At 65.1% G+C, this 17,907-nt stretch carries 22 protein-coding genes; 17 read left to right on the forward strand and 5 right to left on the reverse strand.

The annotated features are described in order from the left end of the window. Positions 1-33: 33 nt before the first annotated feature. Complete coding sequence (locus tag IEV93_RS18830) at positions 34-447, reverse strand: globin (protein WP_188491901.1); 414 nt, start codon at positions 445-447, stop codon at positions 34-36. Between the two features lie 136 nt (positions 448-583). On the opposite strand from IEV93_RS18830, the gene IEV93_RS18835 reads away from it, so the two are divergent. The 3 genes from IEV93_RS18835 to IEV93_RS18845 all read left to right on the forward strand — a co-directional run bounded on the left by IEV93_RS18835 (position 584) and on the right by IEV93_RS18845 (position 2,020). After that, positions 584-1,207, forward strand: a complete 624-nt coding sequence (locus tag IEV93_RS18835) for an HNH endonuclease (protein ID WP_188491903.1) — start codon at positions 584-586, stop codon at positions 1,205-1,207. Positions 1,208-1,311: 104 nt separating this feature from the next. Next, entirely contained in the window at positions 1,312-1,563 is a 252-nt protein-coding gene (ctaJ, locus tag IEV93_RS18840) for an aa3-type cytochrome oxidase subunit CtaJ (protein WP_188491905.1), read from the forward strand. Then, positions 1,550-2,020 carry a DUF5130 domain-containing protein gene (locus IEV93_RS18845; RefSeq protein ID WP_188491907.1) on the forward strand — a complete coding sequence of 157 codons (471 nt, stop codon included), beginning with the start codon at positions 1,550-1,552 and terminating at the stop codon, positions 2,018-2,020. Before ctaJ ends, IEV93_RS18845 begins: the two co-directional genes overlap by 14 nt. 90 nt (positions 2,021-2,110) lie before the next feature. Here IEV93_RS18845 and pepN read toward each other — a convergent pair whose 3' ends face one another. After that, positions 2,111-4,696: an aminopeptidase N gene (pepN, locus tag IEV93_RS18850; RefSeq protein ID WP_188491909.1), complete on the reverse strand. Its 2,586-nt coding sequence runs from the start codon at positions 4,694-4,696 to the stop codon at positions 2,111-2,113. A 172-nt stretch (positions 4,697-4,868) separates the two neighbouring features. Here pepN and IEV93_RS18855 point away from each other — a divergent pair, with 172 nt between their 5' ends. The 5 genes from IEV93_RS18855 to sthA all read left to right on the forward strand — a co-directional run bounded on the left by IEV93_RS18855 (position 4,869) and on the right by sthA (position 9,340). After that, positions 4,869-5,516, forward strand: a complete 648-nt coding sequence (locus tag IEV93_RS18855) for a mycothiol-dependent nitroreductase Rv2466c family protein (protein WP_188491911.1) — start codon at positions 4,869-4,871, stop codon at positions 5,514-5,516. 46 nt (positions 5,517-5,562) lie between these two features. Continuing rightward, positions 5,563-6,036 carry a ribose-5-phosphate isomerase gene (locus IEV93_RS18860; RefSeq protein WP_188491914.1) on the forward strand — a complete coding sequence of 158 codons (474 nt, stop codon included), beginning with the start codon at positions 5,563-5,565 and terminating at the stop codon, positions 6,034-6,036. A 6-nt stretch (positions 6,037-6,042) separates the two neighbouring features. Beyond that, positions 6,043-6,837 (forward strand): Fpg/Nei family DNA glycosylase, encoded by a 795-nt coding sequence (locus IEV93_RS18865; RefSeq protein WP_188491916.1) that lies wholly within the window; start codon positions 6,043-6,045, stop codon positions 6,835-6,837. An 80-nt stretch (positions 6,838-6,917) separates the two neighbouring features. After that, the gene (locus tag IEV93_RS18870) at positions 6,918-7,784 is read left to right on the forward strand and encodes a PE-PPE domain-containing protein (RefSeq protein ID WP_188491918.1); all 867 of its coding nucleotides are present in this window, start codon (positions 6,918-6,920) and stop codon (positions 7,782-7,784) included. Between the two features lie 122 nt (positions 7,785-7,906). Continuing rightward, entirely contained in the window at positions 7,907-9,340 is a 1,434-nt protein-coding gene (sthA, locus tag IEV93_RS18875) for a Si-specific NAD(P)(+) transhydrogenase (RefSeq protein WP_188491920.1), read from the forward strand. A gap of 73 nt (positions 9,341-9,413) precedes the next feature. On the opposite strand, the gene IEV93_RS18880 is transcribed toward sthA, so the two are convergent. After that, entirely contained in the window at positions 9,414-10,112 is a 699-nt protein-coding gene (locus IEV93_RS18880) for a L,D-transpeptidase (RefSeq protein ID WP_371873866.1), read from the reverse strand. Positions 10,113-10,317: 205 nt separating this feature from the next. Then, entirely contained in the window at positions 10,318-10,620 is a 303-nt protein-coding gene (locus tag IEV93_RS18885; protein WP_188491922.1) for a putative quinol monooxygenase, read from the reverse strand. A 291-nt stretch (positions 10,621-10,911) separates the two neighbouring features. Between IEV93_RS18885 and IEV93_RS18890 the strand changes: the two genes are divergently transcribed. Continuing rightward, positions 10,912-12,111, forward strand: coding sequence for a site-specific integrase (locus IEV93_RS18890; RefSeq protein ID WP_188491924.1), 1,200 nt, complete (start codon positions 10,912-10,914; stop codon positions 12,109-12,111). Positions 12,112-12,443: 332 nt separating this feature from the next. On the opposite strand, the gene IEV93_RS18895 is transcribed toward IEV93_RS18890, so the two are convergent. After that, a complete protein-coding gene (locus IEV93_RS18895) occupies positions 12,444-12,965 on the reverse strand; it encodes a hypothetical protein (protein ID WP_188491926.1) in 522 nt (173 codons plus the stop codon). A gap of 343 nt (positions 12,966-13,308) precedes the next feature. On the opposite strand from IEV93_RS18895, the gene IEV93_RS18900 reads away from it, so the two are divergent. From IEV93_RS18900 to IEV93_RS18940, 8 genes are all read left to right on the forward strand, one after another. Beyond that, complete coding sequence (locus IEV93_RS18900) at positions 13,309-13,509, forward strand: helix-turn-helix domain-containing protein (RefSeq protein WP_229705409.1); 201 nt, start codon at positions 13,309-13,311, stop codon at positions 13,507-13,509. A 64-nt stretch (positions 13,510-13,573) separates the two neighbouring features. Beyond that, positions 13,574-14,086 (forward strand): hypothetical protein, encoded by a 513-nt coding sequence (locus IEV93_RS18905; protein WP_229705333.1) that lies wholly within the window; start codon positions 13,574-13,576, stop codon positions 14,084-14,086. A 140-nt stretch (positions 14,087-14,226) separates the two neighbouring features. Continuing rightward, positions 14,227-15,444, forward strand: coding sequence for a TIGR-Tas system RNA-guided endonuclease (gene tas / locus IEV93_RS18910; RefSeq protein WP_229705334.1), 1,218 nt, complete (start codon positions 14,227-14,229; stop codon positions 15,442-15,444). Between the two features lie 922 nt (positions 15,445-16,366). Then, positions 16,367-16,558 (forward strand): hypothetical protein, encoded by a 192-nt coding sequence (locus IEV93_RS18920; RefSeq protein WP_188491934.1) that lies wholly within the window; start codon positions 16,367-16,369, stop codon positions 16,556-16,558. Next, complete coding sequence (locus IEV93_RS18925) at positions 16,555-16,773, forward strand: hypothetical protein (RefSeq protein ID WP_188491936.1); 219 nt, start codon at positions 16,555-16,557, stop codon at positions 16,771-16,773. Before IEV93_RS18920 ends, IEV93_RS18925 begins: the two co-directional genes overlap by 4 nt. Further along, positions 16,770-17,030: a hypothetical protein gene (locus tag IEV93_RS18930; RefSeq protein WP_188491937.1), complete on the forward strand. Its 261-nt coding sequence runs from the start codon at positions 16,770-16,772 to the stop codon at positions 17,028-17,030. Before IEV93_RS18925 ends, IEV93_RS18930 begins: the two co-directional genes overlap by 4 nt. Continuing rightward, positions 17,027-17,239, forward strand: coding sequence for a hypothetical protein (locus IEV93_RS18935; protein ID WP_188491938.1), 213 nt, complete (start codon positions 17,027-17,029; stop codon positions 17,237-17,239). Before IEV93_RS18930 ends, IEV93_RS18935 begins: the two co-directional genes overlap by 4 nt. A gap of 142 nt (positions 17,240-17,381) precedes the next feature. Continuing rightward, a complete protein-coding gene (locus IEV93_RS18940; protein ID WP_188491939.1) occupies positions 17,382-17,780 on the forward strand; it encodes a WhiB family transcriptional regulator in 399 nt (132 codons plus the stop codon). The last annotated feature ends 127 nt before the right edge of the window (positions 17,781-17,907 follow it).

Below are 17,907 nucleotides of genomic sequence, written 5' to 3' on the forward strand. Positions count from 1 at the left end.
ACGCCCCGTACGCCGCGCCGGGGGTGGCGTCGCTCACATCGGCGCGTTCACCATCGACTGCGCCGCCATCTCCATGTAGCCGACGAGGGCCGCACGGTGCTCGTCGTCGAGTCGGTCGGGACCGATCGAGGCGATCGCGGTGTGCATGCACCGCAGCCAGGCGTCGCGTTCCAGCGGGCCGATCCGGAACGGGTTGTGTCGCATCCGCAGGCGAGGGTGTCCGCGCTCGTCGGAGTACGTCCGCGGGCCGCCCCAGTACTGCTCGAGGAACATCCGCAGGCGCCGTTCCGCGCCTTCGAGGTCGTCCTCGGGGTACAGGGGGCGCAGCACCTCGTCCCTGGCCACCTCGGCGTAGAACCGGCTCGTCAGGTCGTCGAAGGTCTGCGCGCCGCCGACCGCGTCGTAGAAGGTCTGTGCGCCGTCATTCACCCCTCCAGTGTTCCCCATCGCGCGTTGTTCACTTCCACGTCGCCCCGATTCACCCGATGGACCCCGGTCGGGAGCGATTAATGCCGTGCATTCGACGCCATTCCGTGATGCACTGAATCGTTCCCACTCGAGATCAGTAGTGCGGGGAGGCCGGATGGCGCGCATGAGGAAGCAGTCGACCACGGTGACCTCGCTTGCCTCCGTGCCGCCGGATCCGCCGACCGAGGACATCCGCGAGCCCGTCGTCGGGAACTCCGCGGTCTGGGGAAAGCACCGGGTACTGCTGCTCAACGCGACCTACGAGCCGCTCACGGCCATCTCCATCCGTCGCGCCGTGGTCCTGGTCCTGCGCGAGCGCGCCGACATCGTGCACACCGACGAACTCGGTCCGCAGATCCACTCCGCCGACCTCGCGATGCCGCTGCCGTCGGTGATCCGGCTGCGGACCTACGTACGCGTGCCGTATCGGGCCAAGATCCCGATGACCAGGGCCGCCCTCATGCACCGCGACCGGTTCCGCTGCGGGTACTGCGGCGCGAAGGCCAACACGATCGACCATGTCGTGCCCCGTAGTCGCGGGGGAGCCCACAACTGGGAGAACTGTGTGGCCTGCTGCGCGAACTGCAATCACAAGAAGGCCGACCGGCTGCTCTCCGAACTCGGATGGACCCTGCAGGCGTCGCTGACCCCGCCCAAGGGCAGGCACTGGCGACTGCTCGCGACGGTCAAGGAGATCGACCCGGCCTGGTCGCGGTACATCGACGTGGGTGCGGCCTGAGCCGTCGACAACGACAGCGTGTCGTACCCAGGTGTCCACGTCCGGGAGAGTTCGGCTAGATTTTCATCCTGAGCGCAACTCCCGACTGTCGAAGGGTATTTCGGATGGATGGACTCATTGTCGCGATCGGACTGCCCGTCACGATCGTCTGCATCATTGCTGTGGTGGCCTGCGTGGTGTCGATGGCCTGGGCTTTCGGTGCGAAGTACCCCAAGACCGAGAACTACACGCTGAGCAAGCAGTGGAAGCGTGAGCCGCTGCTGCTGAGCGCAACCGAGGTGTCGCCGGTTTCTGCGGCCCATCACGACGCGAGTGTCGACGATCTGATCGGAGGGTCCGCAAGTGGCAAGTGGTGAGATCAAGCACGTCGTCGACCCCGACTCGCTGCCGCTGGGCACCGTCGTCACGACGAGCGGTCGCATCTCGGCGGCCCGGATGCCCGGCTACGCCGCGGACACCCCGCCGTTCGCCCGCGACGAGCTGGTGGCCCTCGACGAGGCCCTGACCTACGCGACCGAACTGGTCAACATCCGTTTCTCGATCTACATCGGTGACCTGGGCGACGATCCGTTCGCCGGTGCGACCGCGGTGCTCCCGACCGTCCCCGAGCCAGCGCACGCCACGGTCATCGCCGTGTCCCCGGACTCGCACGACGTCGTCGTGGTGTCGGGTCGCGCCGTGTCCGACCGTGTCAACGACCGCGTGGCCCAGCTCGGCGTCACCGCCGCGATCGCCAGCTTCCGCAACGGCGACCTGATCGACGGTCTGATCGCCGCGCTGCGGGTCATGGCCACGGCTGTCGCCCGCTCCTAGTACCGACCCGCTCGGGCTCCTCCACCACCACCACGAACGCCGCGCCCCCTCTCGGGGACGCGGCGTTCGTGCGTCGGTGTGTCCGGACGGTCAGGCGTTGCCCGCGTCGAACGCCCGGATCCGCAGGGAGCGCGCGACGGTGTCGCGTCCCTCCAGGATGAGACGCCGCAACGCCGGCGGGTGGTCGCCCTCGAGGAACCGGTCGGCGAGGGCGAGGGACTCCTCGTCCACCGAGAAGCCCGGGTACAGCCCGATGACGACGCTCTGCGCCACCTCGCTGGACCGCCGGCGCCACACATCGGGCACTGCCTCGAAGTAGCGCTCGACGTACGGGGCGAGCAGTTCACCCTGCCCCGGCCGCGCGAAGCCGCCGATGACCGATCGCGCGAAGGTGTTCGACAGCGTGTCGTCCTCGACCGCCTGTTCCCACGCCCACTGCTTCGCCTCGGCGAGCGGACGGGCGGCCTTGGCGCCCGCGGCCTTGCGGGCACCCGCGGAGGTGTTGTCGCGCTTTGCCTCGGCGTCGATGACCGGTGTGGAGTCCGGATCGGTGTCGATCGCCCCGGCGGTGGCCAGTGCGGTGACGATGCTCCACCGCAGGTCGGTGTCCACGACGAGTCCCGACAGGCCGTGCTCGGCCGGGTCATCGCCGTCGAGCAGGGCCTTCAGCGTGGTGACGACGTCGTCGCCGACCGAACCGCCGAGCAGGGCGCCGACGAATGCGAGCTGGTGGTCGGAACCGGGTTCGGCGGCCTGGGCCAACTCCAGCAGGCGCGCGCTGAACCTCGGCCACCCGGTGCTCGCCGCCCACTCGGGGTCGCTGTATCGGTCGACCGCGGTCTGCGCCTGCATCAGCACGCGCTGGACCACGCCGATCTCGGTCTCGGCGCCGATCCCACGTTCGACCAGCTCGACGAAGTCGCGGGCGCGCATGGTCGCGCCGCGGGTCATCTCCCACGCGGCCGACCACACCATGGTCCGGGGGAGTGACTCGGTGATGTCGGCGATGCGCTGCGTCGCCGTGGCCAGCGAGTGATCGTCGAGTGCCACCGTGCAGTAGGTCAGGTCGTCGTCGTTGACGAGGATCAGCGCGCCGCGGTCGACACCGACCAGCTCGCCGACCTCGGTCCGCTCGCCCTCGACGTCGAGCTCGACCCGCTGTACACGGACCAACTTGCCGTCGGCGTCGTCGTCGTAGATGCCGACGGCGATCCGGTGGGTGCGCAGCTCGCCGGCACCCGGGGTGGCCCCCTCCTGGACGACCTCGAACCGGGTGAACTTCCCCGACTCGTCGACGTCGAAGTCGGCGCGCAGGACGTTGATGCCGGTGGTCCGCAGCCACTGATCACCCCAGTCCGACAGGTCGCGACCCGACGACTTCTCCAGCGCCCCCAGCAGATCGGAGAACGTCGCGTTGCCGAACTTGTGGGCGGCGAAGTAGTCGCGGAGGCCGGCGAGGAAGTCCTCCAGACCGACGTAGGCGACGAGCTGCTTGAGCACCGAGGCGCCCTTGGCGTAGGTGATGCCGTCGAAGTTGACCTCGACCGCGGCGATGTCGGGGATGTCCGCGGCGACCGGGTGTGTGGAGGGCAGCTGGTCCTGGCGGTACGCCCACGACTTGTCGACCGTCGCGAACGTGGTCCAGGCGCTCTCGTACTCGGTGGCCTCGGACTGGCACAGGACCGACGCGAACGTCGCGAAGGACTCGTTGAGCCACAGGTCATCCCACCACTTCATGGTGACCAGGTCGCCGAACCACATGTGCGCCATCTCGTGCAGCACCGTCTCGGCGCGACGTTCGTAGAGCGCCTTGGTCACCTTGGACCGGAAGACGTAGTCCTCCAGATAGGTGACGGCACCGGCGTTCTCCATCGCGCCGGCGTTGAACTCGGGGACGAACAGCTGGTCGTACTTGCCGAAGGCGTACGGGACACCGAAGTTCCGGTGATAGAAGTCGAATCCCTGCTTGGTCTCGGTGAACAGACGCTCGGGGTCCATGAACTCACCCAGCGACGCCCGGCAGTAGATGCCGAGGTCGATCGACCCGTGATCGTCGGTGTAGGTGTCGGTCCACTGCGCGTACGGTCCGGCGATCAGCGCGACCAGGTAGGTGCTCAGCAACTCGGTGGTGACGAAGGAATGTCTGCCGTCGGCCCCCGAGTTCTCGTCGGCGGCGCCGTTGGAGATGACCTTCCAGTCGGCGGGCGCGGTGACGGTGACGGTGAAGGTGCCCTTGAGATCCGGCTGGTCGAAGCAGGCGAACATCCGCTTGGCGTCGGCCGTCTCGAACTGCGAATACAGGTACACCGATTCGTCGGTGGGGTCGACGAACCGGTGCAGACCCTCGCCGGTGTTCGAGTAGATGCAGTCGGCGACGACGGTCAGCTCGTTGTGCTCGGCCAGGTCACCGAGCGCGAGTCCGGCCTCCTCGGTGTAATCCGAGACGTCGATGTCGGTGCCGTTGAGCGTCGCCGAGTGGATGGTCCTCGCGATCACGTCGACGAAGGTCGACGCGCCCGGCGTCGCGTCGAAGGTGACCGTGCTGGTCGACCGGAAGGTCTCGACACCGGGTTTCCCGTTGCCGTCGGTCAGATCGAGATCGATTGTGTAGGTGTGGACCGAGATTGTCGCCGATCGTTCGGCGGCCTGGTCGCGGGTCAGATTGGGTGCGCTCACGATGTTTCCCCTGGTCGTGTCTGGTGTCAGCCGTGTCTGGTGTCCCCACACACTTACCGCATCTGATCCGGAGGGGAATTACCGAGGCCGACGTAGGTTGTAACCGGAGAGCAGCGCCCGCCGTCCGCGGTGGGCATCGACAACTCACCATTCGCCGAGCGAGGAGTCATCCATGACCGCGACAGCCGACCAGACCACCACGACCGGGACCGACAGCACACGCGACCGCGTCGACTTCTGGCTCGATCCCCTGTGCCCGTGGTGCTGGATCACCTCGCGATGGATCCTCGAGGTCGAGAAGGTCCGCGACATCGACGTCGAATTCCACATCATGAGCCTGGCCGTTCTCAACGAGGGCAAGGACATCCCGGCCTCGTACGCGGAGAAGCTCAAGGATGCGTGGCGCCCGGTGCGCGTGCTGCAGGCCGCGGTGGACGCCCACGGCCACGAGGTTCTCGACCCGCTGTACACCGCGATGGGCACCCAGATCCACAACAACGGCGTCGAGGACTTCGACGAGGCCATCGCCGCCTCGCTGTCCGAGGCCGGACTGCCCGCCGAGCTGGCGAAGGCCGCGGACTCCACCGAGTTCGACGAGACCATCCGCGCCAGCCACCACGAGGGCATGGACAAGGTCGGCGACGACGTCGGCACCCCGACCATCCACATCAACAACGTCGCGTTCTTCGGACCGGTGCTGTCGCGCATCCCGCGCGGTGACGACGCCGGACGGGTCTGGGACGGCGCGGTGCTGCTCTCGAGCTACCCTCACTTCTACGAGCTCAAGCGCAGCCGCAACGAGAACCCGCAGTTCGACTGAGCACCGCACAGGCCGACGCGCATGACGAGATGACAGAATGGTCGTCATGCGCGTTTACCTGGGTGCCGACCACGCCGGCTTTGAACTCAAGAACCTGATCGCCGACCACCTGAAGGCGGCGGGACACGACGTCACCGACTGTGGTGCCCATGCCTACGACGCACTCGACGACTACCCGGCGTTCTGCGTCGCCGCCGCCGCCGCGACGGTGGCCGATCCCGGCAGCCTGGGAATCGTGTTGGGCGGCAGCGGGAACGGCGAACAGATCGCGGCCAACAAGGTCCCGGGCGCCCGCTGCGCGCTCGCGTGGAGTGTAGAGACCGCGCAACTCGCGCGGCAGCACAACAACGCGCAGCTGATCGGTATCGGCGGGCGGATGCACACCACCGAGCAGGCCCTGGCCATCGTCGACGCGTTCTTGTCGACCGCGTGGTCCGACGAGCCGCGCCACCAGCGCCGCATCGACATCCTCGCCGAGTACGAGCGAACGGGACAGGCCCCCGCCCTGCCCGCGAACTGAGGGCGGATGCCCGAGGGTCACACGATCCACCGACTGGCTCGACTGCACCACCGCCGCTATCGCGGACAGGCGCTGCGCGTCAGCAGTCCCCAGGGTCGTTTCGTCGACGAGGCGAGCGCCCTCGACGGTCAGGTGTTCCGCGCCGCGGAGGCCTGGGGCAAGCATCTGCTGCATCACTACGATTCCGGTGCGATGGTGCACATCCACCTCGGGTTGTACGGCAAGTTCTCCGACGTGAAGGCGCCGATGCCCGCGCCGGTGGGTCAGGTGCGGTTGCGGATCGAGGGCGACGATCACGGCGGTGACCTCCGTGGGCCGACCGCCTGCGAGATGTACACCCCGGAGGATCTCGACGCATTGGTCGCCCGCCTCGGCCCGGACCCGTTGCGCAAAGACGCCGATCCGGACAAGGCCTTTCGGCGGATCCACAAGTCCAAGCGCGCCCTGGGCGCGATGCTCATGGATCAGAAGATCGTCGCCGGGATCGGCAACGTGTACCGCGCCGAGGTCCTCTTCCGCGCGGGAGTGCACCCGATGCGGATCGGCACCGCAGTCGACCACGATGTGTGGCAACGGATGTGGCGCGACACCGTCGAACTGATGGATGTGGGCGTCCGCAAGGGGAAGATCATCACGATCCGCCCGGACGACGACCACGGCGTGCGGGGACCGCGTGGGCGACCGCGAAGCTACGTCTATCGGCGGCGCGGTGAGCCGTGTCGGGTCTGCGGGAACACGATCCTCGGGGAGATCATGGAGGGACGCAATCTCTTCTGGTGTCCCAGCTGCCAACCCGACTGACACCTCCCCGCCGCGGTTTCGCAGAGAATCCTCAGGGTTGCGGCCGTCGATCTCTCAGGTACACGGGCGATGATCGGGCCATGACCACAGTGACCGTTCTGGCCGTCGGCGGGACCGGCGAGTCCTTCCCCGACGACCCCCGCACCGACGTCACCGGTCTGCTCGCCGGTGTGACCGACCGGCTCGACGACCGCTTCTGGAGTCGGTGGGTGGGGTATCCGTCCAGCTACGGCCCGGTGCCCGTACGCCAGGGCATGAGCTTCGCCGCCAGCGTCGCGGTGGGCGCGGCCGAGCTGCTATCGGTGATCGCGGAGACACCGGGACCGATCATGCTGATCGGGTACTCCCAGGGCTGCGTCGTCGTCCGGGAGGCGCTGGACGCGGACGGTGTCGATCCCTCGGACGTCGCCCGGGTGATCGGGATCGGTCTCGTCGCCGACCCGCACCAGCCGCCGGGCGTCGTGGACGGGTGCGCGGGCTCCGGTGTCGCGGGTCCGGGACGAGACCTCCCCGACGGGGTCGCCACGCTGTGGATCGCCGATCCCGCAGACATGATCTGCAATGCCGACGCCGACTCGCTGGTGCGCGACGTCGCCGACCTGACCGGGGCGTTGTCGCTCGGCGACCTCGTCGGATGGCTGCGCCGAACCTGGGAGACCCTGCGACGCAACGCCTTCCAGAACGCCGCCCGTACCTCGATCCGACCCCGGCAGTGGCGGCGCGACCTCACCCGGTTGCGGCGACTGGTGCTCGACGTCCTCGGCTACCTGCCCGCCCTGATCGTGATCGGGGGATTGCGGGTCCGCAACCGCCGCGGCGGCCGTCACACCGCGTACGCGTCCGAACCGCTGGGCGGCCGCGGTGACCACCCCGGCGTGGTCGTACTCGCCAAGTGGCTCCAGGTGCAGGCCACGTTCGCCACCGGTATGACGTCCGACGCCGCCTGAGGGCTGCGGATCGGCGCACTGGCGTATCCGCCGGAATTCACCCGCTCGACATGTGCGCATGTCCGGCGTGGGTGAGACTGATGCCAGTTGCGCCGATGTCGCGCGGGAAGCGGAGTTGAACTGTGGATCATTACGACCTGGTTGTGATCGGTTCGGGCCCGGCCGGGCAGAAAGCGGCCATCGCGGCCGCCAAACTCGGCAAGAGCGCGGCCGTGGTGGAACGACGGGACATGGTGGGCGGGGTGTGCATCAACACCGGCACCGTCCCGTCGAAGACGATGCGCGAGGCCGTGCTCTACCTGACCGGCCTGAGTCAGCGAGAGCTCTACGGTCAGTCCTACCGACTCAAGCACGACATCACCGTCACCGACCTGTCGGCGCGCACCGCGCACGTGGTCAACAAGGAGATCGACGTCATCCAGAGCCAACTCACCCGCAACCGGGTGGCGTTGCTGATCGGTAGCGCCAGATTCACCGGCTCGCACGAGATCTCGATCGACGGTCCGGACGGCGAGCGCAAGGTCATCACCGCCGACCACATCGTGATCGCCGTCGGGACCCGCCCGGCGCGACCGTCCTCGGTGGAGTTCGACGGCGCGACCATCGTCGACTCCGACCAGATCCTGGGGATGAGTCACGTCCCGCAGTCGATGGTGGTCGTGGGCGCCGGCGTCATCGGGATCGAGTACGCGTCGATGTTCGCCGCCCTCGGTACCAAGGTGACCGTGGTCGAGAAGCGCGCGAACATGTTGGAGTTCTGCGACCGTGAGATCGTCGAGGCCCTGCAGTACCAACTGCGCGAACGCGGTGTGACGTTCCGCTTCTCCGAGTCGGTCAAGACCGTGGAGAAACACCCCGGGGGAACCCTCACGATCCTCGAGTCGGGCAAGAAGATCCCGGCCGACACCGTCTTGTATTCCGCAGGCCGACAGGGGGTCACCGACGAACTCGACGTCGCGAAGGCAGGACTGCAGGGCAACGAGCGCGGACGCCTCGAGGTCAACGAGAACTTCCAGACCGAGGTCGAACACATCTACGCCGTCGGCGACGTCATCGGGTTCCCGGCGCTGGCCGCGACATCGATGGAACAGGGCCGCCGCGCTGCCTATCACGCGTTCGGCGAACCCGCGGGCGACGTCGACCCCATCCAGCCCATCGGGATCTACGCGATCCCGGAGGTGAGCTTCGTGGGCAAGACCGAGGACGAGCTGACCGCGGAGAACGTGCCCTTCGAAGTGGGGGTGGCCCGCTATCGGGAGCTCGCTCGGGGCGCCATCATGGGCGACTCGTACGGGATGCTCAAGCTGCTGGTCCACGCCACCGACCGGAGCCTGCTGGGGGTTCACGTGTTCGGCAGCAACGCAGCCGAACTGGTACACATCGGCCAGACCGTGATGGGGTGCGGCGGCACCGTCGACTACCTGGTGGGCGCGGTCTTCAACTACCCGACACTCGCCGAGGGCTACAAGGTCGCCGCCCTGGACGCGGTGAACAAGATGCGCGCGATCTCGCGGGTCACCGGTGCTGGCAACGGACACGACCTGGGGGCCGAGTGACCGGGTAGGGCACAACAAAAATCCGGGCGGACCGCGTGTGCGGCCCGCCCGGATCTTGCTGTGTCAGTAGGGGTCAGCTGCCCTGGACGTACTGGCCGCCGACGGTCCCGCGCACCACGATCGGGGTGCCGGTGGGGAAGTTGTCGAACGCCCACTTGCCGTTCTCGGTGCTCACGTTGATGCAGCCGTGGCTCACGTTGGACTTGCCCTGCTGCGCCACCGACCACGGTGCCGCGTGCAGGAAGATGCCGTCGAAGCTCATCCGGATGGCGTACTCGACGTAGGTGCGGTAGCCCTCCGCGGAGTCGACCGGGACGCCGTACGTGGACGAATCCATGTACATGTCGCGGTACTTCTCCTTGGTGAAGTACGTGCCGTTCGGCGTCGGGTGATCGTTCGACCCCATCGAGATGGGCATCTTGCGCACGATCTTGCCGTTGTGCCAGACGGTCAGCTCTTTGGTGGCGTCGTCGGCCAGGGCGACCCAGCCGGTCTTCGTGGCCACCGGCGGAGCCGGCTCGACCGGGACCGGTACCGGAGCGGGCTCCGGGGTGGTCTTCGGCGCGGGTGCGGGGGGAAGGATGGGCTTGAGGAAGTCCGGGACCGGCACACCCGGCAGGCCGGGGATGGTGGGCTGCGGGGCCACGGGGGCGGCGCTCGCAGCGGACGGGACGGCCACGATGGCGAGCACGACGCCGAACATGACCATGAGAAGACGCGTCATCAGACGCGGACGCCCTGCGGCGCTACGGGTGGACTTGGGAGTCAGCACGAGTTCGTGACCTAACCTTCGCTCAGGGAACAACGGACAGCGCGAGACCCCACGCGCTGTTACATCGTGACACGGGTACGGGGGTGCTCCAAGCCGAATCGTGACCGTTTTGTGGCTCAAGTGTATTTGTGTGGCTGAAGTCACCGTGTGTGGTGCCGGATTGGTACGGCCGGCGGGGAGACCCCGATCACATGAACGGCCGGATCTACAGAGACAGCGGGATCGTCCTCGAGTAGATCGTCTTGACCGGTGCCTCGGTGACGATGTCTCCGAGTCCGCTGCGGCCCTCGGGGGTGAGGCGCCACTGCGCGTAGGCGTCGTGGTCGGCGGTGGTGGACCACTGCTCGACGATGATCACGTGTGCCGGGTCGGCGTCGTCGACGATCGCCTCGAGTCCGAGATTGCCCGGCCATGCCCGCGTCGCGGTCAGGGTCTCGCTGAGGATGTCGGCGATGCGGTCGAGCGCAGCGGGATCGATGTGGAGGTCGAGGAGCACGGTTGTCGTCATGCTCGCCTCAACGCCGGGGACGGGAGGCCATTCCCGCATCGGTCTGTCCGACGAGAAGACCCCGACCGCGCCGGGCGCAATCGGGGTCTTCTCCTCATCGGTGAGCGGGTGACGGGAATCGAACCCGCGTAGCTAGTTTGGAAGATACCCGCAAGTGGTATGCTGAAGCAGGTCAGGAACACAAACCCGCAGGTCAGAACTGCTGGCGTGGAATGGGTCTACACATTCGTGAGTGAGATAGTGTGTACTTATTGTGTGTACTGATTCGCGAACGGTGACCAGGAGGCGGCAATGGCGAAGCGCAGAGCCAAAGGTGAAGGCGGCATCTTTCAACGCGCCAACGGCCTCTGGGTAGGGACCGTCGAACTGGGCTACAAAGACGGCAAGCGGCAGACCAAAACGATCACGTCGATGGACTACAAGACCCTCGTCGAGAAACACCGCACCCTGACCCGTGCGATCGAAGACGGACTCATGCCCGTCACCGACAAGACCACCCTCGATGCGTGGCTCACCCGGTGGTTGGACGAGATCATCAGCCGTGAGGTCAAGCCCGGAACGTTGAAGACCTACCGCACCGTCGTCACCAACCAGATCGTCCCGCACCTCGGCACCAAGAAGCTGAACAAGCTGCAGCCCGCCGACATCCGCGCCATGACCGTCAACATCGTGCAGAAGGACGGCAAGTCCACCGGCACCTCACTGCAGGCATACCGGGTGCTCTCCAAGTCCCTTGTCGACGCGATGCGGGAAGGTCTGATCCGAGACAACCCGTGCGACCGAGTCAAACCGCCCCGCGTTGTCCGTGCTGACCGCGGCTCCCACGACCTCGAGCAAGTGAAGAACGCTTTCGCTCACCTATTGGAATGCAACGACCCGATGTTGTCGCGGTGGGCCATGTCCTGGATGACGGGCGCCCGACAAGCTGAGTGCCTGGGGTTGGAGTGGGACAGGGTCAGCTTCGACACCGACACCATCGACATTTCGTGGAGCTTGCAGTGGCTTCCACTGAAGGACCGCTACCGCCGGCAACCGACCGAGCTGTACCCGAAAGAACTGTTTGCGGTTGATCCCGGCTTTGACTTCCGGCCTATCTGGCGAACGGCGTGTTTGGTGCCGCCGAAGACTGCGCGGTCAACGCGCGTCGTGCCTATGATCCCGCCGCTGCGGGCTGTCATGCTCGCCCGCTGGGAGATGGCGGGACAGCCGACAAGCGGCCTCGTGTGGACACGTGACGGCGGCAAGCCGTACCGCAAGATCGACGACAGTAATGAGTGGCACGCGATGCTGGCTCGAGCCGGAGTTCCCGACCTCACGTTGCACTCTGCCCGCCACACCGTCGCGACGCTGCTGCAGGCCGGTGGTGTTGAAGAACAGGTGCGGATGGCGCTGATGGGCCATTCGTCGGTCGCCGCCCATCGCGGGTACGCGCACGTTGACCAGGCGTTGTCGCGTCAGGCGCTCGGCACGCTCGACCAGCTCATGGGCTGACGATCTCATGGTGAACCGCCACAAACTGGGTTATGTCCAGTCGTGGCGTGGTACATATTTGTGCATGTGAACCCCGCGCTTGAAGTCTCAAACCCCATGTTTGCTCTAACGAATGTACGATTACTGGATGAAAATGTCCGACCCTTCAGGCAACATCGAAGGAGTAACGGCGTCGTAGGGGTCGCGGATACGTTGCGCAACAACAGGTTCCAACTATTCGGGGTATATCTATGTCTATTGCACCATCGCTCGACACCACCCGCGACGAGTGGCTAGAAATGGCCGGCCACCTCATCGGCGGACTACACGCTGACGACCTGTCCACGTCGGACCTAGCTGCCATCGTGTTCTTGCTCGACAGACTTGCCCAGCAACGCGGCCCCTGTCGATGCAGTAATCGCGTCGAACGTCGAAGCCGCAGCACTCTGCGGCTCGTCTAGGTTCTTCTCACCTTCACTCGCTTCGCCCGATGCTGCCGGTTCCGCTTCAGCTTCCACTGCATTGCTCTGCTCCGTAATGGATCGCACGAGGGTCACTATCGCGTCTCGCTGCACCTCGTTCAGCCGGTCCGATGTGGACGGCAACCGTGCGGCGAGGTCGGACTGCGCCCCTCGTTGGACGTTGAGCCCCAGTGACCGCGCCGCGGCGAGCACGACCTCTGCAACGTCGGCGTCAAGCGCCTTAGACATTGCCTCGAGCGTGGCTGGTTCTGGGAACTCTTTGATGCGCACACCCGTCCCGAGTTGCTGCCAGCGTTGCCGCGTGATGACTGCGCCGGCGCGGGTTTCTAGGTCCGCGTAGGAGAAGCCACGCAAGCGTTTCCGCTCGGCTATCAACTCGCTCAGGGTGGGCACTCCTGAAGCGTGGCTGTTTGTCGTCCTGGTCCGCAACGCGTCCCCATCTCATGGTGCCTAGCCCTAAAGCGACCAGGCTGGGCAAATGCCCGCCTACTACTTGGTGCCCGCCATTGTGCAACAAACCTGCAGGCTGCGGAAACACACGCATGTAACTTGCTTGACAGCCGCCTAGTGCTAGGCACATACTTGCCAAGTAATGCTTGACAGATAGGCACCTAGCACGCAGGATGGAGTCAGCCGAATGGCAACCAGGTACAAGCGCCGACCGAAGGGGACGTGGATGAAGCTCCGCAGCCCGCAGCTACTGCGAGCGTTCGTCGGGCCTGAGTCCGACAAGAAGATGAGTGGGCGTCAGCTAGCTCGGTTCGTGGACGTACACCCCAGTTTCATCAATCACTTGACCGCGGGGCGGTCGTCAAGCTGCACGCCCAAAGTTGCTGACCGCATCGCGAGCGCGCTGGGTGTGCCGACCGATGTTCTTTTTGAGGAGCGACTGACAAGTAGTGAGCGCCAGTCCGCCCAGCCCAAGACTGCTGCCTGAACAAAAGAAGAACCCCGCCGCGGCCAGGCGACGGGGTCCGAGAAGGAACTAGTAAGGAGTCCCTTTGAACACCAATCGTACGACACACGCTGAGCTGAGAGCAGCGGTGCGTGAGTTCGCGGCCAACAGCAATCTGTCGGATCCTGCCGAGATTGCGGACGCCATGTTGTTGGGCGTCACAGCCGCTACTCGCAAGGCGTGGCTCGCGGAAGCGTTGCCGGTCGTCGTCTCGCACGTTCTGTCGTCGCAGCGGAACACGGTTCTCAACCAGGCGTTCCGGTCGCCGCGTCGGATGCCATCCAAGTCTGCGAAGGTTGCCGGCGTCCGCGATTGGTGGTCGCAACTGATGGACCAGCGCATCGCCATCGGCGCTGAGTGGAAGCCGCTTGGTGATTGCACTGCCGACAACTTGGTGCAGATCGTGGCGTTGCGGCGTGAGCGAGCCGCTCAGGTCAACTCCCAGGCCGACAAGTACGACACGCTACTCGGCTTGCTGTCGACGTACCGCGTGGCGACTGTCCGCGAACTTCCCGCCGATGCCGTGCAGTCCGCTGGCATTGAGGGGTTGGCGGCATGACCACCACAGAACTTCCCGGGGCCAAAGCAGATTCGGACGCCCATAGTGGGTGTGCCCCGGGATCAAACTTGCCCGCGACCATTGAAGTGGCGCACACCGTAAGAGCATCGTCGCGGGCACCCAAACTTCCAGACACGGCCATGGACGTTGCGCTGAACCAAGCCATTGGCGCCGTGTCTGGATCCAACTTCACCGACAGCCAAGAATGTGGCGCACCCCGAAGTATCAGCGCTGTCGGTGATTCAACCTCCCCACCCACCAAACAGTCCGCGCACAACCAAGTGGCCCCTGCGGGTGGGGACTCAAACTCCGCTGACGACCAATGTTCCGACGGCTTCCAAAGAAGCTGCGTCGACAGCGGCCCAACTTCCGATGCAGCCACGCCACGGGCGAGCGACCAATGTACCACCGCTGCATCGGATTCAACTTCCACCGGGGGCCAAGCCAGCGCCGCTGCGCAAGTCCTTTGTGCCCCCGGTGGGTTCCTTCGCGACCCCGTGATCGGTGTCCTGGCCGACGTACTGGACGACCTCGAGAAGGTGAGGATCGCCAACGCCAACCGCGTTCGCGTTCTCACCAAGACCGAGGCCGACGACGACGGTGAGATGCGCGGGTTCGGTCTCACCGCCGATCACCCCGAGGTCAAGAAACTCATCATGACGGTCGAGGCAATGGGCGCGGCCGAGCACGACGCGATCCTCAACCTGCAACGCGCACTCCGCAAGCACCCGTTCAACGCATTCCAGAAGCGATATCGCGGGCTAGGGGAGAAGCAGTTCGCCCGCCTCATCGCCACCATCGGCGACCCGTACTGGAACGACCTCCACGAACGACCGCGAACCGTGTCCGAACTATGGGCATACACCGGATTCCACGTCGTCAAATCTTCCGGCAGCCATTACGCACTCGGTGCCCACAAAAGCAACGCTGCCGGATCCACGTCCACCCCAGCGGCCACGGATCCTGTGAATCGCCAAAGGAGTTCCGCCGCTGGGGTGGCACCCAAACGTCAACGAGGCCAGCAATCCAACTGGTCCGAAGACGCACGCAAACGCGCCTGGGTGATCGCCGCATCGCTCATCAAGGGCGGGCGCATGGTCGACGACAAACGCGGTCCACAGGATCCGATCGCCGACCACTACCGCGTGGTCTACGACGAGGCCAAGCGGAAGTATGCAGGCTCGCTACATCCCGCCGTATGCGTTCGCTGCGGCCCCGCCGGCAAACCCGCCCAGGTCGGATCACCCAGGTCTGACGCGCACGTGCACGCGATGGCGCTGCGCCTGGTCTCCAAAACCCTCCTCAAGGATTTGTGGCTCGAAGCCCGCGACCTCTACGCACAGAACGGATGGCAATGACTGAGCCGATCAGCTTGACTCTGAAAGACGCTGCAGCCCTTGTGGGTGCAACGCCTAGGCATTTGCTGGACGAGTTCAGATCGTCGCGGATCCTGTTGAAGAACAAGAACCGTTCGGGTACGAAGCCGGCGTATGTCGTGGAGTACGCGGAGTTGAAGCGTTGGGTGGCTGATTTGCCTGACGCTGTGCCGAATCAGCGTGCGTCGTGATGCGCCCCCGTTTGAAGCATGTCGCAGCGGTCGTGTGGGTGTTTGTGTTTGTGGTGTTGGGTTCGTCGTTGGTGGTGGCGTCGTTCATCCCGGGCACGGAGACGATCGCATGAGCGGGGCAGAGACGCCTGAGGAACTGTTCGCAGAACTCAGACGCCTGGGGGTAGTGGCGCAGAAGTTGGAACTATACGACGCCGCGCTTCACATCTCACGTGCTGCGTGTAGCCGCGAGCAGGGTCCACGTCGGATCCCCAACCTGATTCGAAGCGCCTCATGACTCGTCGTCGTCCTTTGCGTCGCCCGTTCAACGTGGACTTGTTGCCGCATACGGGCGCAACCCACGCAGCGAACATTCCGTGCACCCGGTGTTGGCGACAGTCCCCGAACTTGATGGTGCACATCAATTTTGGTGTGTGCGTGAACTGTGCACCCCACCTGTCTATGTCTTCCTGATTGGAGTCTTTTGATGCTTCATTTGTTGCAGAACGTGATCGTGTTGGGGCTGGCCTTGTTGGTCGGTCTGTCGTTGCTCATCTTCGGTCGCGGCTTGTTCCTCGACCTGTCCGATGGGGAGCAGTGATGAGCTTTTTCCCTGCTCCTTCCGTGCGTGATTCGCGTGGTGACGGCGACATTTTCGTGGCGCTGTGGGTCGCGATCCCCGCGTCCATCGCAGTCGAGGTGCTCACTGTACTCGCTGCCTGGTGGTGGATCGCATGAGCGACAAAGCGTTCGCCAAGTACCGCCTCATCGCAGTCGTCCGGTCCTACGAGTTCATCTGTGAATTCGCCACTGGCAAGGCCGCGTTCGAAGCGCTGGACTTGCTTGACAACGAGCCAGGCTTCGGACACCGGATCGTCGCCCTACAGGGTTTCGATCACGAGGTGGGGCAGTGGGTGACGGCATGAGTGAAACCGAAAGCAGCACCCAGATCGAGGACATCGCGGCGCGGCTTTACCTTTCCGACCCTGACCAAGGCATGGGACACGGAGCTTGGGCTAAGCCGGGAATGCTATCCGACGCGATCAAAGAGCACTACCGAACAATGGCTGCAAGATTCCTGCAGCCATGCCCCAAGTGCGGGCCGCTCCAAATCAACGTGCTTGCTGGTGATCAGTCGTGAGCGCCCCGGATCGCACGGTCGCATCCCTCGATGACTACCGCACCGACGCCGGCTCCCTACTACGGCGACTGATGGCCGAGTCACGACGACTGAACCTGATGGTCGAGGTGACGTATGCGCCTGTCTCAGATCGTGTTTGCGTCACCGTCTATGCCGCGTCGATTGATCTGAATACCGAACCCGCGACGGTCTACGTAGACCACCCCGCCGTTGAGGCCGCGATGACCGCAGCCCTCGAAGAAATGGAAATGCTATGAGCGCGGCGTTCATGCAGACCCTCTGCAACTGGCAGCACTTCGTTGAACACGCAGACGACGCCGGCCTCACCTGGTCGCTACTCCACAACAGCGGCTTCTACGAGTTGCGGCTGTTCGACAACACGCACGCCCTCCCATTCGACATGCTCACCGGCACCTACACCGAAGTCGCTGAACAAGCACTGCACGCACTGGCGGTGGGCAGATGACTCGTTGCGCGTGCGGCATGAAACCACCCACCCAACCCACCACTTACGTCGCGAAACGCAGCTACAACAGCGTCCTCCGATGGGAACTCGCATACGCCCTATTCCGCGAGCAGCACACCCACTGCGCACAGGCGGTCGCAGCATGAAAATCATCAACATCTGCAACACCGAACCGTGGACCGAACACGCACCATGCCGCGGCAAACACGAACTGTTCGACCCACGCGGCACCAAACGACGCGCCGAATACGCCGAAGCCCTCGCCATCTGCGCCACCTGCCCATTCACCCAAGAATGCTGGGAGTACGCCAACCGCAACGACACCCGCGGCGGCGTATGGGGTGGCGTCATCTTCAACGAACACCACAAGTTCGAAGGCGGACAAACAGGTAAGGGCCGCGAACCCATCACCCACGGCACACCCAGCGGCTACAAGCAACACACCCGCCGTGGTGAACCAGCCTGCACCGAATGCCGACTCGCGAACAACCGCTACGCCGCCGACAAGCGCAACGCCCGCACGAAAGGGCTCACCGCATGAGCGACGACGAAGCACCGGACCCCGATCCCGAAACCCTGTGCACCGTCTGCGACAACGACACCCCAACCGTGCGGTGCTGCGGACAAGACCTCTCATACGAGCGCCTAGGAGATTACTGATGCAGCAG

The organism is Williamsia phyllosphaerae (genome assembly GCF_014635305.1).
Lineage (GTDB): Bacteria > Actinomycetota > Actinomycetes > Mycobacteriales > Mycobacteriaceae > Williamsia_A > Williamsia_A phyllosphaerae.

What these genes read in the sequence shown, in the direction of transcription:
- IEV93_RS18830 (WP_188491901.1), bottom strand. Translation starts at nt 447, where the DNA reads ATGGGGAACACTGGAGGGGTGAATGACGGCGCACAGACCTTCTACGAC.
- IEV93_RS18835 (WP_188491903.1), top strand. Translation starts at nt 584, where the DNA reads ATGGCGCGCATGAGGAAGCAGTCGACCACGGTGACCTCGCTTGCCTCC.
- ctaJ (WP_188491905.1), top strand. Translation starts at nt 1,312, where the DNA reads ATGGATGGACTCATTGTCGCGATCGGACTGCCCGTCACGATCGTCTGC.
- IEV93_RS18855 (WP_188491911.1), top strand. Translation starts at nt 4,869, where the DNA reads ATGACCGCGACAGCCGACCAGACCACCACGACCGGGACCGACAGCACA.
- IEV93_RS18860 (WP_188491914.1), top strand. Translation starts at nt 5,563, where the DNA reads ATGCGCGTTTACCTGGGTGCCGACCACGCCGGCTTTGAACTCAAGAAC.
- IEV93_RS18865 (WP_188491916.1), top strand. Translation starts at nt 6,043, where the DNA reads ATGCCCGAGGGTCACACGATCCACCGACTGGCTCGACTGCACCACCGC.
- IEV93_RS18870 (WP_188491918.1), top strand. Translation starts at nt 6,918, where the DNA reads ATGACCACAGTGACCGTTCTGGCCGTCGGCGGGACCGGCGAGTCCTTC.
- IEV93_RS18885 (WP_188491922.1), bottom strand. Translation starts at nt 10,620, where the DNA reads ATGACGACAACCGTGCTCCTCGACCTCCACATCGATCCCGCTGCGCTC.
- IEV93_RS18890 (WP_188491924.1), top strand. Translation starts at nt 10,912, where the DNA reads ATGGCGAAGCGCAGAGCCAAAGGTGAAGGCGGCATCTTTCAACGCGCC.
- IEV93_RS18900 (WP_229705409.1), top strand. Translation starts at nt 13,309, where the DNA reads ATGAGTGGGCGTCAGCTAGCTCGGTTCGTGGACGTACACCCCAGTTTC.
- tas (WP_229705334.1), top strand. Translation starts at nt 14,227, where the DNA reads ATGGACGTTGCGCTGAACCAAGCCATTGGCGCCGTGTCTGGATCCAAC.
- IEV93_RS18920 (WP_188491934.1), top strand. Translation starts at nt 16,367, where the DNA reads ATGAGCGACAAAGCGTTCGCCAAGTACCGCCTCATCGCAGTCGTCCGG.
- IEV93_RS18925 (WP_188491936.1), top strand. Translation starts at nt 16,555, where the DNA reads ATGAGTGAAACCGAAAGCAGCACCCAGATCGAGGACATCGCGGCGCGG.
- IEV93_RS18935 (WP_188491938.1), top strand. Translation starts at nt 17,027, where the DNA reads ATGAGCGCGGCGTTCATGCAGACCCTCTGCAACTGGCAGCACTTCGTT.
- IEV93_RS18940 (WP_188491939.1), top strand. Translation starts at nt 17,382, where the DNA reads ATGAAAATCATCAACATCTGCAACACCGAACCGTGGACCGAACACGCA.